At 62.3% G+C, this 15,333-nt stretch carries 15 protein-coding genes and 2 riboswitches; of the genes, 8 read left to right on the top strand and 7 right to left on the bottom strand.

The window, feature by feature from the left end; all coding sequences use genetic code 11:
* Positions 1–164: 164 nt before the first annotated feature.
* The 3 genes from GOEFS_RS16545 (at position 165) to GOEFS_RS16555 (ending at position 2,945) form a co-directional block, all read left to right on the top strand.
* Entirely contained in the window at positions 165–1,022 is an 858-nt protein-coding gene (locus GOEFS_RS16545) for a bifunctional methylenetetrahydrofolate dehydrogenase/methenyltetrahydrofolate cyclohydrolase (protein WP_007319086.1), read from the top strand.
* Between the two features lie 12 nt (positions 1,023–1,034).
* Complete coding sequence (locus GOEFS_RS16550) at positions 1,035–1,364, top strand: DUF3017 domain-containing protein (protein WP_007319087.1); 330 nt, start codon at positions 1,035–1,037, stop codon at positions 1,362–1,364.
* 114 nt (positions 1,365–1,478) lie between these two features.
* Positions 1,479–2,945, top strand: coding sequence for a YML083C domain-containing protein (locus GOEFS_RS16555; RefSeq protein ID WP_050949938.1), 1,467 nt, complete (start codon positions 1,479–1,481; stop codon positions 2,943–2,945).
* Positions 2,946–2,960: 15 nt separating this feature from the next.
* Here GOEFS_RS16555 and metX read toward each other — a convergent pair whose 3' ends face one another.
* Together metX and GOEFS_RS16565 are read right to left on the bottom strand one after the other, a co-directional pair.
* On the bottom strand, positions 2,961–4,076 hold the full coding sequence (metX, locus tag GOEFS_RS16560; protein WP_245549880.1) for a homoserine O-acetyltransferase MetX: 1,116 nt from the start codon (positions 4,074–4,076) through the stop codon (positions 2,961–2,963).
* An 82-nt stretch (positions 4,077–4,158) separates the two neighbouring features.
* A complete protein-coding gene (locus GOEFS_RS16565; protein WP_007319090.1) occupies positions 4,159–5,484 on the bottom strand; it encodes a bifunctional o-acetylhomoserine/o-acetylserine sulfhydrylase in 1,326 nt (441 codons plus the stop codon).
* Positions 5,485–5,545: 61 nt separating this feature from the next.
* A riboswitch (SAM riboswitch) is annotated at positions 5,546–5,675 on the bottom strand.
* Between the two features lie 193 nt (positions 5,676–5,868).
* On the opposite strand from GOEFS_RS16565, the gene GOEFS_RS22585 reads away from it, so the two are divergent.
* Complete coding sequence (locus GOEFS_RS22585; RefSeq protein ID WP_007319091.1) at positions 5,869–6,549, top strand: hypothetical protein; 681 nt, start codon at positions 5,869–5,871, stop codon at positions 6,547–6,549.
* 8 nt (positions 6,550–6,557) lie between these two features.
* On the opposite strand, the gene GOEFS_RS16575 is transcribed toward GOEFS_RS22585, so the two are convergent.
* The 4 genes from GOEFS_RS16575 to GOEFS_RS22945 form a co-directional block, all read right to left on the bottom strand.
* On the bottom strand, positions 6,558–7,523 hold the full coding sequence (locus GOEFS_RS16575) for an acyl-CoA thioesterase (RefSeq protein WP_007319092.1): 966 nt from the start codon (positions 7,521–7,523) through the stop codon (positions 6,558–6,560).
* Positions 7,524–7,649: 126 nt separating this feature from the next.
* Positions 7,650–8,360, bottom strand: coding sequence for an MgtC/SapB family protein (locus GOEFS_RS16580; protein WP_007319093.1), 711 nt, complete (start codon positions 8,358–8,360; stop codon positions 7,650–7,652).
* 320 nt (positions 8,361–8,680) lie between these two features.
* A riboswitch (M-box (ykoK) riboswitch) is annotated at positions 8,681–8,857 on the bottom strand.
* 63 nt (positions 8,858–8,920) lie between these two features.
* A complete protein-coding gene (gene bfr, locus GOEFS_RS16585; RefSeq protein ID WP_007319094.1) occupies positions 8,921–9,406 on the bottom strand; it encodes a bacterioferritin in 486 nt (161 codons plus the stop codon).
* A gap of 132 nt (positions 9,407–9,538) precedes the next feature.
* Positions 9,539–9,736, bottom strand: coding sequence for a (2Fe-2S)-binding protein (locus GOEFS_RS22945; RefSeq protein ID WP_007319095.1), 198 nt, complete (start codon positions 9,734–9,736; stop codon positions 9,539–9,541).
* 289 nt (positions 9,737–10,025) lie between these two features.
* Between GOEFS_RS22945 and GOEFS_RS16590 the strand changes: the two genes are divergently transcribed.
* The 4 genes from GOEFS_RS16590 (at position 10,026) to GOEFS_RS16605 (ending at position 14,319) form a co-directional block, all read left to right on the top strand.
* Positions 10,026–11,270, top strand: coding sequence for an MFS transporter (locus tag GOEFS_RS16590; RefSeq protein ID WP_007319096.1), 1,245 nt, complete (start codon positions 10,026–10,028; stop codon positions 11,268–11,270).
* A 106-nt stretch (positions 11,271–11,376) separates the two neighbouring features.
* Positions 11,377–12,225, top strand: coding sequence for an exodeoxyribonuclease III (locus GOEFS_RS16595; protein WP_007319097.1), 849 nt, complete (start codon positions 11,377–11,379; stop codon positions 12,223–12,225).
* A gap of 25 nt (positions 12,226–12,250) precedes the next feature.
* Complete coding sequence (gene trpS / locus GOEFS_RS16600; protein ID WP_007319098.1) at positions 12,251–13,255, top strand: tryptophan--tRNA ligase; 1,005 nt, start codon at positions 12,251–12,253, stop codon at positions 13,253–13,255.
* A 2-nt stretch (positions 13,256–13,257) separates the two neighbouring features.
* Positions 13,258–14,319, top strand: coding sequence for a YhjD/YihY/BrkB family envelope integrity protein (locus GOEFS_RS16605; protein WP_007319099.1), 1,062 nt, complete (start codon positions 13,258–13,260; stop codon positions 14,317–14,319).
* A 26-nt stretch (positions 14,320–14,345) separates the two neighbouring features.
* On the opposite strand, the gene GOEFS_RS16610 is transcribed toward GOEFS_RS16605, so the two are convergent.
* On the bottom strand, positions 14,346–15,333 hold a 988-nt coding region (locus GOEFS_RS16610), incomplete at its 5' end, for a D-alanyl-D-alanine carboxypeptidase family protein (protein ID WP_007319100.1).

A 15,333-nucleotide genomic window follows, 5' to 3' on the forward strand; every position in this document is an offset into this window, starting at 1 on the left:
TAGCAGGGGGAGTCACGATGGAAGGCGAAGCCAACTCGTGAATGGGATCAGACGCCTCATGCATCGCACAACAAGACGCTGCCTAGCGGTCCCAAAGCTATTTGCCCGTTCGATCGATTCGACCACTGACTGAACCAGCGGCCGTCTAATGAAACAATGGAGCCGTGACGGCGATACGACTTGACGGCAAAGCAACCCGCGACGACATCTTCACCGACCTCTCGGCTCGCGTCGACAAACTCCGCGAGCACGGCATCGTGCCTGGTCTGGGAACTATTCTCGTCGGCGACGATCCGGGATCGCAGTCGTATGTCAAGGGGAAGCATGCCGACTGCGCCAAGATCGGCGTCGAGTCGATTCGCAAGGATCTGCCCGCCGACATCACCCAGGAACAGCTCGAGGAAGCGATCGACGAGCTCAACGCGGACCCTGCCTGCACCGGCTACATCGTCCAACTGCCCCTCCCCAAACACCTGGACGAGAATGCGGCGCTTGAACGCATCGCGCCGGAAAAAGACGCCGACGGTCTGCATCCGATCAACCTCGGCCGGCTGGTACTCGGCAAGGAGTCGACGCTCCCATGTACGCCGCGCGGTGTGATTCACCTGCTGCGCCGCTACGACATTCCGATCGACGGCGCGCATGTCACCGTCATCGGGCGCGGCGTCACTATCGGCCGCCCCATCGGCCTGCTCTTGACCCGCCGTAGCGAGAATGCGACAGTCACCTTGTGCCACACCGGGACTCGTGACCTGGCTGCCGAGGTGCGTCGCGCGGATATCGTCATCGCGGCTGCCGGTGTCGGACATCTCATCACCGCCGACATGGTTAAACCCGGCGCCGCCGTGATCGACGTTGGCGTAAGCCGCACCGATGCCGGTCTTGTTGGCGACGTGGCCCCCGATGTGTGGGACGTCGCCGGGTATGTCTCGCCGAACCCCGGCGGTGTCGGCCCGTTGACTCGGGCGTTCTTACTAGTCAATGTCGTCGAAGCCGCGCAAGCTCAGCTCGCCGAGGCATAGAGGCTTTCGATCATGGCCGAGCAACCCACACTTGACGATCGCACCGATCGGATCCGCCGCGCCCGGCAGTTGCGCAGATACATCATTCAGATCCCGTATTTCATCGTCCTGGGCGTCATCGGCGTTGCCGCGATCTTGGTTATGTTTGGGTTCTGGCGCAAAGGCGCGTTGGTATTCAGCGGAGCGCTCCTGCTTGGGGCGACGTTTCGTGCCCTTCTCCCAGTGGGCCGGATTGGGTTGCTGCAGGTGCGGGGCCGCCTATTCGACGTCTCAGCGATGGCAACGATGGGTCTGTTGATGCTTTGGTTGGCCTCGTCGATCGCGGCGCTTGGTACTGATTGATCCGATGGCCTATGCCACACTCACTGTCGTAAAGATAACGTTTTGGTATACAGTGGGTGCGAATAGTTTTTAGCCAAGCAAAGCGATGGGTTAATCGACATCAGTTCACCCGAGTTGCGTACCGATAACGCCGACGTGAGTGCGACGTTGGGCGTGTCAGCAGGTCGCGGCATGATCCACGTGGCCAAAGTCGGATTTGATCCGGCAGGTCGGAGTGTCATCGACAGCAGGGTCCTCGACGTCGATCCTGAAGATGGTCTGAACCAGGCGAGCAGGGTTAACTCCGCCATCGACGTGATGCAGGCGGCGAGCGCAGACGCCGCGGACACCCCGGCGACCTGTGTCGCGGTGCGGCGCAGCGACGAGTCCACGGAATTGCACCGGGGGACCGGCCGCCGACGACGAGTGCGTGTTGTCGATGAAAATCTCGCCGTTATTAGTTACCTGTCCAGCACGGGGCTGCTGGGTTCCTACGAGTCAGTAATGGTCATCGACTGTGGTGACTCGGGTATGACGATGTTCACCACCTCCCCGCGGGCTGAGGACGCAACCGATGTGGTGCGTACGGGAGCGCTCTCCGGTCAGGAACTCGACAAGCGAATCGCGGCAACTGTCGCCGATGAACACGGATGGCTCAGACGGCCTACCGACGAGCAGGTCGCGGCGTGCCGGACCGCCAAGGAAGAACTTTTCAGTACCGAGGAACGTCCATCCGTAGGGCATGTCCGAGTGCGTATAGATGACGTGTCTAATGCGGCGCAGCCGCTGATTGCCGCAGCGGCACAAGAGGTTTCGCGATATGTGGGGCGTGGCGGAGCCGAGCCGCAGTTGATAATAGTCGTCGGCGGTCTCGCCAATATTCCACAGGTTGTCGAGGGGCTGGGTGAAGCGGCTGGCATTCCCGCCGTGGCCGCGCCGTCGCCGGAATTGGCCGCAGCTATCGGCGCGGCACTGACTGCTCGCGAAGCCGATTCTGGCATAACGAAATTGACGATGATCGGCGGTCGTCGCAACCGTGACTGGTTGTCGACTGCCCCGCTGATAGTGGTCGGGGTATCCATTGGAGTGATCGCGATGTCGATCTACGCCAGTGGTTCATTGACCAGCAGTGAAAGTCCGTTCGTGCCATCCAACCCCAGTCCGCCAGTTGTCAGCGACGCGTCGAATCTGACGACACGGACCACCGCGGCCGGTGACTTTGGTCCGCAGGGCGAGGCAACGCTGACCCCCGACGCTCCCAACACAGGGGCGGGACCAGGTTGGGCCACAACGCAATTGAATCCGACGACGTCGGTGCGGACGCGGACTCTGGTGCCAACGACGCTGCCCACCGGACCGTCGTCGAGTAGTTCGGGACAGTCGTCGTCCAAACCGTCGACCAGTGGTCCATCTACGTCAACTACGACATCGCCGTCGTTGCCATTTGTGCCGCCGGGAGTTCCGTTGCCGCCCTATCTGATTCCGTCGGGGCTATTTCCGTCACCGTCACCCGCGCCGCGGCCGCAGAATGCGCCCGCAGACAGCGACCAGCCGCAGTACGCGCCTCGCACCCCGCCGCCAGCGGTGGTTCCGCAGCGTTAGCTGTCGGTCTAACTCTCAAAGTCGGGCGAGTTCCATTGTCCGCTTGAGTAATTCGGCGATTGAGTCGAATTCGGTGAGAAACCCGTCGTGTCCTTTGTCGGACTCGATGGTCTGCAGGCCGCCGACGCAGTTGCCCAACTTTTCGGCGAGTTCTTGCGGTAGTCGAATCGGGTAGAGACGATCGGATTCGATCCCACCGACGATTACCGGTACCTTGCAGCGGGCGAGGGCGGCGTCGATACCACCATTGTTTCGTCCGACGTCGTGGTGGTTGAGCACTTCGGACAGGATCACGTAACTGCCGGGATCGAACCGGTTCACCAGTTTGGCGGCCTGATGTTCCAGGTAGCTCTGGGCGGCATAGCGTCCGCCCGTCAGGGGCTGTTCGTCGCCTTGGGGACGATTGCCGAACCGTTCGTCGAGTTCGGATTCCGCGCGGTAGGACAGATGTGCGATACGCCGGGCGATACCTAAACCTGCTCTGGGTATATCTGAAGTACCGTAGTAATCACCGCCTTGCCACGCGGGATCGGCCTTGATCGCGGCGATTTGTGTTGTCTGCGTACCGATTTGGTCGGCGGTCGCCCGCGCGCCGACGGCGAGTACCAACGCTGAGCGCACTCGGCCGGGATAGGCGACGGCCCACTCGAGGGATCGTGCGCCGCCCATCGACCCGCCGAGAACGGCTGCGACCGAAGGGATGTCAAGTGTGTCCATCAGCGCGACCTCCGCTCGCACTTGGTCGGCGACGGTGAGTTGAGGAAACCGGGAACCATAGGCAAGCCCGTCGGCGGGATGACTGCTGCCGGGGCCCGTTGACCCGTCACAACCGCCGAGGACGTTCGCCGCGATGACACACCATTCGTCGGTGTCCACAGCGCAACCCGGACCGATCAGGCCATCCCACCAGCCGGCCATCGGGAAAGCGTCGTTGGCCGGACCGGTGACGTGGGAATTGCCAGTCAGTGCGTGCAGTGCCAGCACCACATTGTCCCGTGTCGGCGACAACGTGCCCCAGCGCTGGAACGCCAGGGTCACGTCGTCGATTTTCGACCCGTTGTCGAGCGGTATCGTCCCAACATTGACGCTATGTAACACGGCGTCGTCGGACGTTTCCCAATCGTCGAATATGTTGTGCCCCAATGGGGCAGCGGGCAGGTCGATACTCACTGACAGCGGTGGTCTTTCTCGGTAGAGCCGTGGTGGCCGGGGCCTACTGGGTCGCGGCGAAGCCCTGTTCGAGGTCGGCGATGATGTCATCAATGCCCTCGATCCCGACCGCGAGTCGCACCAAACCGGGGGTGACACCGGCGGCCAGTTGCTCCTCGGGAGTGAGCTGGCTGTGCGTGGTTGACGCCGGGTGAATCACCAGCGAGCGGACGTCGCCGATGTTGGCGACGTGGCTGTGCAGAGTCAGGGCGTCGACGAACTTCTTGCCGGCATCCACGCCGCCGGATAGTTCGAAGCTGATCACCGCGCCAATCCCTTTGGGGGCCAGCCGTTTTGCGAGTTCGTAGTACTTCGACGATTCGAGACCGGCGTAGTTGACGGTGACGACCTGGTCGTGGCCAGTGAGGAAGGCCGCGACCTTCTCGGTGTTCGCGACGTGGCGCTCGACGCGCAGGCTCAACGTCTCCAAGCCTTGGGCAAGGAGGAAGGCGTTGAACGGCGAGATGGCCGCACCGGTGTCACGCAACAGTTGGACGCGTGCCTTGAGTGCATAGGCGGGAGCGCCGAGATCGGCGAAGACCACACCGTGGTAGCTCGGGTCCGGCGTGGTGAAGCCGGGGAACAAATCGACGCCGTCGCGCTGGCCACGCCAGTCGAAGGTGCCACCGTCGATGATGACACCACCGATGGCCGTACCGTGGCCGCCGATGTACTTGGTCGCCGAATGCACGACGATGTCGGCGCCGTGGGCCAGTGGGTTGAGCAGGTACGGCGTGGCGACGGTGTTGTCGATGATCAGTGGTACACCGTTGCGATGTGCGACGTCGGCGACGGCCGCGATGTCGAGGACCTCGATATTCGGGTTAGAGATCGATTCTCCGTAGAAGGCACGCGTATTTGGGCGGACCGCGGCCTGCCATGACACCGGATCGTCGGGGTCGTCAACGAATGACACCTCGATGCCGAACTTGGGCAGGGTGTAGTGGAAGAGGTTGTATGTACCGCCGTATAGCCGCGGACTGGAGACGACGTGACCACCGTTCTCGACGATGTTCTGGATCGCGTAGGTCTCGGCGGCTTGGCCGGAAGCTACGAGCAGCGCCGCGACACCTCCTTCGAGGGCGGCCAGGCGCTGCTCGACGGCGTCCTGTGTCGGGTTCATGATGCGGGTGTAAATATTTCCCGGCTCGGCGAGTCCGAAAAGGTTCGCGGCGTGCTGAGTGTCGTTGAAGACATACGAGGTGGTCTGATAGATCGGCAGCGCGCGGGCGTTGGTGGTGGCATCGGCCGACTGTCCGACGTGGATCTGCTTCGTTTCGAAGCTCCAGTTGGCGGTTTCGTCCACAGTGGTGTCAGGGGTGTCAGACATTTTCGGTGACGTCTCTTTCTCGGTCGGTGGGGATTGCCCCGTTGTGAGGGTCCGACCTTCGGACCCGCGCTTGCCGTAAGCCGCACATCGTCTCGATGCGTGGCGCACAACCCGGTCATCACCCGGAGCACCCCACCGCGGAGGAGGGTTGCTGATCAGCTAGCCGGGGCTTGTCGCTGATGCTCATGACCTGGCGTCAAGGGTATAACACCGATCGCCCGTGAACTGAACCCTCTGGATCATCGAGAGAAAAAACTTCGGTGACCTCCGGTGGCCAGGTAGGCACGCGGCGGCGGGTCTCGGCGGGTAGGGTGGCTCGATGAAGTAGCTGCCGTTCTGGTTCTGACGAGTATCCCGGTGGCGCAGATGTGCCCGGGAGGCTTGATGAATGTAGAAGGCTGTTGGTCAACGGTCATCTGTAATGCGTCCGAGCGTGCCGCGGTGGGGTATCTCGGCAGAGACTGGGCGTTGCAGTGCCGGCTCTCGTCTGGGCATGACGGCAACCATGCGACTGACGGTGATAGCGGCGCTGCACCAAGCCGCCGTCGCTGGCTGGAATGGACCGACTTCAGCGAGTATCCGCACTCACTTCTCGAGCGTGATCCGTGCCCGGTGTATGGGCGTACCGGCGCCGCGTGCGAATTGTTCTCTGGGCACGGCGGCCTGCACTTCTACGCGCCGGCTCCGTCGCGAACAGCGGACCAACAGTCCGAGCCCGCATCGCAACCGCCTGCGATGCCGTCAACTCCGGCCACGACGACGGTGCCCCGCAGTCCCGACTATCGCGGTGGGCATCGGATGACCGACACATCGCAGCCACAACCCGCGCGGGTGCAGACGCCAGAACTCAACGGGGTGGAGTTACGCCGCGCGGACACATTCGATCGGATCGACGCGACAATCCGGGAGAGCATGGAGTTGCTTGCTTCCGAGCGGCGCGCTGTCATCCCCGATGCTTCCACCGAGGTCGACTCGGCCGGTGCCGCGCTGATCAGCGACGCATTGACCGACGTCGCGGCGGCGTTCGAACGATTGGCACAGGCGTACCGCTCCGTCGGTAGGTAGGGCTCGGCCTACACCGATACCAGGCTGTGTAGTGGACGGCGGGGAAGTTTCGCGCGGAGGGCGACGAGGTCACGTGCGTGCCTTTCGAGAGCGATGTCCTCGTCGGTGACCGGAACCCAACGTCGGACCGCGGTGGCGTCGCCGTCGGCGTCGACGGCCGCGACGATCGTGAGTGAATGCGCGCAGTCGCGCAGTACGCCGGTATGCGGATCGCCGGCCCGCACATGCACCGAGATATGCATCGTTTGCTTCCCGGTGTGAATCAGCCTGGCGTCAAGCTCCACGACGTCGCCGATGTGGATGGGTGCGTAGAACCGGATGCCGCCGACATACGCGGACACACAGCGGCCACCACACCAGCGCGCCGCGGTGAGATAGGCGGACTCGTCCATCCATTCCATGACTCGTCCGCCGTGGGCGTTGCCGCCCCAGTTGACGTCGGTCGGTGCGGCGAGAAAGCGTGTCTGAGATCGGGGAGCGGTGCCGGCATCGGAATAGGTCATTGTCGACATCGCGGATTCGATCCGCTTACGTACCGGAATTCGCGATGTCGCGTACGCTTCGGTCGCGCGGTCGGTGTCGTTGTCGGGCACCCACTGCCGCACCGGACGTGGACGCTTGTCCTCACCCATCGCCACGAAGATAACCAGGCAATCGCTGGCAACCGTGAACACGCCCGTGTAGGGATCGGCCGATCGCACCGTGCAGGCGATGTGCATGCTCGACGTTCCGGTGTGCACCAGCGATGCGGTGACTTCGACGATGTCGCCGGGCTCGATTCCACGGGTGAAGGTGATGTTGCCGACGTAGACGGTCACCGAATAGCCGCCCGACCACGCGGCGGCGCAGGCGTAGGCGGCTTTGTCGATCCACGACAGCAGGCGCCCGCCGCGGACCGCGCCGCCCAATGTCGTGGCATCGGTCGGTGCGGCGAGGAAACGAAGTGTGATCTCGCGCGGCGGAGTGGCTGACATGATGTCTCCTGACGTGGGGTAATGATTCAGCGATCATGGACTGACCGTGAATCTCGCAACCGCTCGGTATGTCGTTGTGAGAATGTCGCCACACCGCGTTTACATCCTGGCGGCCTCACCTGCGCGTCAGTCGACCGCGGATAGGTCGATGACGGTCCATCGCACGGCACTTACCGCGGGTGCGACGATCACATCGGCGATCGCTGCTTCGATCTCGCGGTCATTGCGTTCGTCGGCGAGCGCGGTGACCGTGATCCGGACGCCCTCGTCGTCGGGGAGGTCGATCGCGGCGATCGACTGAACGGTGAGGTCGGGCCGTGAGATGGCGTCGAATACCAACCGTCGGATCGCGGCTTCGGCGTCGGTCGGGCAGCGGACCTCGAATTGGTACTCGGCCGGGCTATCCTCACGACTGTCTCGATGCTGCCGGTCCATCGCTCGTCCGAGGGGCCGCAGAACCATATTCGCCGCGATGATTGCGAGCGCGCCGGCCAACGACACCCAGAACATGCCGCCGCCGGCGAGGGCGCCTACGGCAGCCGATGCCCACAGCGTAGCGGCGGTGTTGAGGCCCGACACGGTCGAGCCCTGTTTCATGATTACGCCCGCGCCGAGGAAGCCGATACCCGAAACAACCTGTGCCGCAACGCGAGTGGGGTCGGCGTCGGGGCCGGTGAACGAGTACGCGCCCATCACGACGAAGAGGGCTGCGCCGAGGCTGACGAGTGCGTTGGTGCGCAGACCGGCCGACCTGGACCGCCATTGACGCTCGAATCCTATTGCCGCGCCGAACAATAGGCCGCTGCCGACACGTAGCGCGATATCCCATGTGGTCATTGGTCGTTACCTCCCGAGGTCGAGGTGTGCTGGGGCTGAGGAATGTGAGCCGTGTCCGCCGAGGTATCGATTGAATGTTGTTGGGGCATAACGAAACAACGCACGGCAGATGAGCCCGCCTACGCGTAGACGCGTCCGGGCATTGGTGACTGAACGTCGAAGTTAGCGCGGCACTGGGTCGGCGATGTCAGGGCGGAGTGGACCCGCCGTCCTACTTCGAACGTCGTCCATACCGGTCACCTCCTCGCAAATGCGTCCGGCTGTTGTCGGGCGCGTGTAAACTGTTGCGGCGCAGGTGAATTGAATCAGCTCTCGCTGGGAAGTCGCCTCCACGTTGAGCTTTGGCACTGCACGACGTAGTTCGTACCGCGGACGGCCGACAGCCACTTTGGGTCAACCCTTAATCCGGGAGGACCTGTCCTAACCTTGGGCGTCTCTCGACGTCGTGAGATCAGTGGCCTGTATTCGTGCAGGAGCCTCGCCTAACGAAGCGCTGCGCAGACGACGATAGCCGCACTCGGCTTTGGTTGCCAAGCGCGGCTATCAAGTCGTGGGCTAACTCACCCGTTGGACGGGGGAGTGGCGACGGTCTTGGACAGGTACAGCTGTTCGCCGAGGCGATCGAGCAACTCGAGCTGCGTTTCGAGGTAGTCGATGTGATGTTCCTCGTCTTCGAGAATTTTTTCGAAGAGCTTGGCTGAGGTGATGTCGCCCTTCTCGCGGCAGAGTTTCACCCCGGGCCGCAGCCGTTCGACGACCTCGACTTCGATCTTGAGGTCAGCCTCGAACTGCTCACGTAAGGTCTGGCCGATTCTAAGGGGCAGCAACTTCTGGTAGTTGGGCAAACCTTCGAGGAAGAGGATGCGGTCGGTCAGGATTTCCGCGTGGGTCATCTCTTCGATGGATTCGGCGCGGGTCTTCGCGGCGATCTCGGTCAGACCCCAATTGGCCTGCATCTTGGCGTGTAGAAAGTACTGGTTGATAGCCGTCAGCTCACTGGTGAGCTGCTCGTTCAGAAGGGCAATGACCTCATCGTCCCCGCGCATGATCTCTCCGTTCAGTACTAAAGTTCTCGGGCTGACGTCCCGCGTTCACGGGACGTACCGAACTGAACGTAACACGCGAAAAGACCGCGCGTCGGGTGAATCAAATCGACGTGCGGTGTGTATTTAGTGAGGTCAGGCTGCCGTTACTGCCCTCCTGAGGCCACAGGTGGCTGCGCGTTCGCAGACCATTTCATCGAGTCTGTCCAGGCATGTGCCGCATCCTTCGCCTGCTCCGCACCGGTCGCCGATCGCATCGACGGTGATCGCACCCTCATCGAGGTAACCGTTGACTTCGTCTTCGGTGACGCCGCGGCAAATACAAACGAACATGTAGCAACTCCTGGTCCAGATTAGGTAAGGATTACATACAGAGCCGCGAATAACAAGGCATGCCTAACCTCGCCGTTGGGTTGGACGCGAGTCGGCGTCGCTGGAAATGTCCCCGTCACGGGGGCAGGCGGCGATAGCGGTTGCTCGCGTGACGGGGACAGTTTCAGTGGATACGACGAGTGCGTGGTGCTTCCCGAACTCGTGCGATGGCTTCCCCGTACTGCCCGACTGTGAACGATTTCACCCACCGATCAGGGATGACCGCTGACCACAACGGAGTTACGCAAAGGTGCCGGTTTCCATTGACTCCTCGACCAAACCTGTCGATGCCGTAGGCGTCCCGATCACCGATCGGGCCCGCCGCGCCGCGATGATCGCGATGGCTTTGGGTGGATTCGGTATCGGCACAACCGAATTCGTCGCGATGGGCCTGCTGCCCGACATCGCCGAGTCGCTGCGGATCTCCGAGCCAACGGCTGGACACGTGATCTCCGCATACGCGCTCGGTGTGGTTGTCGGCGCGCCGCTGATCGCCGCTCTGACCGCACGCATGTCCAGGCGCACCCTGCTCGTCGGTTTGATGGTCGCGTTCGTCGTCGGCAACGCAGCGTCGGTGATCGCCCCCAACTACGCGACCTTGATGATCGCGCGATTCGTCGCCGGACTGCCGCACGGCGCGTACTTCGGCGTCGCAGCGCTAGTCGCGGCGCATCTGGCCAAGCCGGGCAATCGAGCCAAAGCCGTCGGCCAGGTGATGTTAGGACTATCGGTCGCCAACGTCGCGGGTGTGCCGATCGCGGCGTGGCTTGGCGGACAATTCGGTTGGCGGGTCGCGTTGATCCTGGTCGTGGGCATCGGAGTTGCGACCGTGCTGGCGCTGCGACGCAGTCTGCCGGCATTAGATGACATGAAGGTCACCAACCCGATGACCGAACTCGGCGCGCTGCGCCGCGGTCAGGTGTGGTTGACGCTGCTCATCGGCACGGTTGGGTTCGGCGGCATGTTCGCGTTCTACACCTATCTCCACACGACTCTGACATCGCTTTCCGGCGTGGCCGAGGGTCTTATTCCGCTCGCCCTCGCGCTGTTCGGTCTCGGCATGGTCGCCGGCAATATCGTGGGCGGAATCGCAGCCGACCGCAGCGTGGGATGGAGCATGTTCGCGGGTCTGACGGCGGTTGCGGTGACACTCGCGGTCTTCGTCGCGGTAGTCGATGTCGCGTGGCTGGCCTTCGTCCTGACCTTCTTCGTCGGCGCATCCGGGTCATCGCTGGTGCCCGCACTGCAGACGCGGTTGATGGACGTCGCTCAAGACGCGCAGACACTGGCCGCCGCGCTCAACCATTCCGCGCTCAACGTCGCCAACGCACTTGGCGCGTGGCTCGGCGGCGTCGTGATCGCGGCCGGGATGAGTTACCGCGCACCGTCGGAGGTCGGCGTGTTGCTGGCGTTGGCCGGTCTGGTGGTGCTCGGTGTCGCGCTGCTCACCGGTCGACGGCCAGCGAGCGTCCCGACGTCGTCGAAAATCGTCTGAATAATCCCTCGGCGAGGGCATATTGCCCTTGCTGACCGACTATTCGGACGATTTTCCCCAGGACGGCAGTCGGAGCGATGTCATATGCCTTGGGTAGCGTGGTCGCGTGCCAACCATCACCACGATCAACGTCAACGGAATTCGCGCGGCGGTCAAACATCGGAACGAGCGCAATCACGGGTTACTGCCGTGGCTGGCCGCTTCCGATTCCGATGTTATTGCGCTGCAAGAGGTTCGAGCGAGCGATGAGGAGGCGCGCGACTCCCTGGCTCCGGCGCTCGACGATGGCTGGCATTTAGTGACGGCGCCGTCGTCGGTGAAGGGACACGCGGGCGTCGCGCTACTGAGCCGCACCGAGCCGACCGCCGTGCGCGTCGGCTTCGGCAGTACTGAGTTCGACGACCTCGGTCGCTATATCGAAGCGGACTACCAGGTGGGAGGCGAGCCGCTGACCGCTGGCAGTCTGTATCTGCCCAAGGGAGCGGTCGATCCCGCTGTGACGAAAACCGCGACCGAGAAGGACACCGCAAAATTCGACGAGAAGAAGCGTTTCCTCGCCGAGTTCGGTGAGTTTCTTGCCCGGCACGCGGCGTCAGGAAACGACGTTGTGGTGGGCGGCGACTGGAATATCGCGGCAACCGAGAACGACATCAAGGCATGGAAAACGAACAAGAAGAGCCCCGGCTTCCTTCCGCATGAACGTGACTGGCTCGCCGGTCTGTTCGCCGACGGCTGGAACGACGTCATGCGGGATCTGGTCGGGAATGAGCCGGGACCGTATTCGTGGTGGTCGTGGCGTGGCAAAGCTTTCGACAATGATTCGGGCTGGCGTATCGACTTCCACGCGGCGACCGCCGGACTGGCTGAGCGAGCGGTCAAGGCATACGTACATCGACCCGACGCCTACGACCTGCGTTGGTCCGACCATGCCCCGGTGACCGCCGTCTTCGGCTGATACCTCGTCTGAAAGACTGGAGCGCATGACCAGAGTTCTCTCCGGTATTCAGCCGACCAGCGACTCGTTCCACCTCGGCAACTACCTCGGTGCGGTACGTCAGTGGGTCTCGCTTCAAGACGAATTCGACGAAGCCTATTACTTCATCCCGGATATGCACGCGATCACCATGCCGCATGATCCCAAGGTGCTCCGGGACCGCACTCGGCGTAGTGTCGCACAGCTACTCGCGGTAGGTATCGACCCGTCTCGCGCGACGATCTACGTCCAATCGCATGTACCCGAGATCGCGCAATTGACCTGGGTCCTGTCGTGTATCACCGGATTCGGCGAAGCCAGTCGTATGACGCAGTTCAAGGATAAATCCGCGAAAGGCGGCACCGACGCCGCGGGTGTCGGTCTATTTACCTATCCAATTCTGATGGCCGCCGACATCCTGGCGTTCCAAGTCAACTCGGTGCCGGTCGGAGAAGACCAGCGTCAGCATTTGGAATTGACGCGAAATCTGGCGCAGCGCTTCAACTCTCGTTTCGGCAAGACGCTTCGGGTGCCGGAGGCGTATATCGTCTCCGACGTCGCCAAGATCTACGACCTCCAGAATCCCACCGCCAAGATGAGCAAATCGGCAGAGTCCGACGCCGGACTTGTCAGTCTGCTCGACGATCCTAAGAAGTCGGCCAAAAAGATCCGGTCCGCGGTCACCGACAATGACCGGGTAATCACGTTCGACCGCGAAAAAAAGCCGGGTGTTTCGAATTTGCTCACCATCCAGTCGGCGTTGACTGGAACGCCGGTCGATGATCTGGTCGTGGGCTATGACGGTAAAGGTTACGGCGATCTCAAGGTCGACACCGCCGACGTTCTCACCGAGTTCGTTACGCCGCTACGGGAAAAGTTCGAAGCGGTGCTCGCCGAACCCGAGTACATCGACAAGATCCTCGCCGACGGCGCGGCCCGCGCTCGTGAAGTAGCATCCAAAACCCTTGCGGCCGTTTATGACAAGGTCGGATTTCTCGCACCGGGAAGTTAGCGATGTTTGACCGAGTCAAGCAGTGGGTAATGCACATCGTGGAGATGTTGAAAGCGCTGGTTGCGCGAATGCGTGCTCGGTTTGGCGTGGTCGACCACGCGATGCGGACCGTCGAGCGCTATAACGACAAAGAGGGCAACGTATTCGCCGCCAGTCTGACCTATCGCACGGTGTTGGCGCTCGTGCCGATAATGATGGTCGCCTTCGCAGCAGCCGGTTTTGTGCTGGCGTCGCGGCCCGACCTGATTCAGACGATGAAGGATGCGATCATCGACGCCGTTCCCGGCGAACTCGGCACGCAACTCAACAAGATCATGGATTCGGCTATCGCCTCCCGAACTACTCTCGGCATCGTCGGCCTGGTGGCCGCCGCGTACACGGGCATCGGGTGGATGACCGCGCTGCGCGGTGCGCTTACCCAGATGTGGGGTGGGAAAGTCGAACGAAACGCGGTGTTGTCGAAGGTCTTCGATCTGGGGAGTTTCGTGCTGCTCGGTCTGACATTTCTGGCGACTATCGGAATTTCCGTGCTCGGCGGTGGCTCGGTTCTACGCGAGGTGCTGTCGTGGCTGGGATTGTCGGATCAGGGCTGGGTGCCAGGTACGTTGAGGATCGTCGCCTTCGTGGTGTCGATTGTCGCAAGCACATTGTTGTTCAGCTTCATCCTGTCTCGGATTCCGTTGGTAGACTTGCCGTTTCGTCGGGCACTGAGCACCGGTCTGGCGACCGCGCTGATCTTCGAAGTGGTCAAACAGGTCGCTGGCATCTACTTCAAGTCCGTGATCGGTAGTCCAGCGGGCGTCGCGTTTGGCCCCCTCCTAGGTCTCATGGTGCTGGCTTATCTCGCCGCGCGGATCATCCTCTATGCGAGCGCCTGGTGTGCGACCGCGACGGTCAACGAGGAGTTTCAGGTTCCCGACGAAGAGCAGCTGCCGCCCGTGCACCTTTCGCCGGTCTACGACGTACACCCGATTCCCGACCCGAAAACGGTGTTGGCCGGCGTCGGCGTTGGGGCAGTGGTCGGTTATCTTGCCGGCGGGCGTCGTCGCAAGTCGCAGCCATAACTCGCGCTGCCCGGACCTGCTGAGCCCTACCGTCGGTTAATACTCATCCCAGCTGCCGCGAGCAACAGCGCCACCAGCGCCGCGACCAGGCCGATGAGCACCCGCTTGGACCAGTTGGTTTGGTCCTCGGTTCCCGACGCCGTGTGATGTGACGCCTTCTCGGGATCTGCCGCGACAGTGGGTTTATCCGACGATGAATTCGCCGGCTCGACCAGGGTTCCGACGGCGTCGCTATCGGGTGCGGTGAAACCGTAGTCAAACATCTGCTTCGCCTGATCCCAATAGTCGTTGGACGTCTTGCTGTTGAGGCCGTACATCTGCACGATGACCACCTTGCGGCCATCGCGCTGGGCCGCGCCGACGAAGGTCTTGCGAGCATCGTCGGTGAATCCGGTCTTCCCGCCCAGCATGCCCGGATAACCGTTGAGCAATAGCGAACACGACGTCTGCATCAGGTAGGACGGATGGTCTTTGTCGCCGTGGATGGCAGGGTTGCGCGGGTAACCGGGGAATCGGAATGTCGGCAGAGCGATCAGTTCGCGGAACGTCTCGTTACGCATCGCGGCGCGGAAGATCAGGGCCAGATCATACGGTGATGTCGACATGCCGGGTGCGTCCAGACCCGACGGGGATGCGGCCCGAGTATCGTACGCCTGCAACGACTTTGCCTTGGTATTCATCTTCGTCAAGGTAGCTTCGGTACCACCGAGTTCGCGCGCCAGCGCACTCGCGCAGTCATTGCCCGACACCATTACCAAGCCGGTGAGCAGTTCTCGGTTAGTGTAACGCCCGCCGGGGCCGGTGCCGCACGAGTCGCCTTCGATACTGTAATCCTCCGCAGTCACCGAAACCGTCTTGTCGAGGTCGAGTTCATCAAGGGCGACCAGCGCGAGCAACACCTTGATTGTTGATGCCGGACGATAGCGTCCGTGAGCATCCTTGGCGGCGAGCACCTTTCCAGAATCAAGATCGGCGATTAGCCATCCGGCCGGCGCCATCGCTGCGAGGTCTGAT

Source organism: Gordonia effusa NBRC 100432, assembly GCF_000241305.1.
In the GTDB taxonomy this organism is placed as follows: domain Bacteria; phylum Actinomycetota; class Actinomycetes; order Mycobacteriales; family Mycobacteriaceae; genus Gordonia; species Gordonia effusa.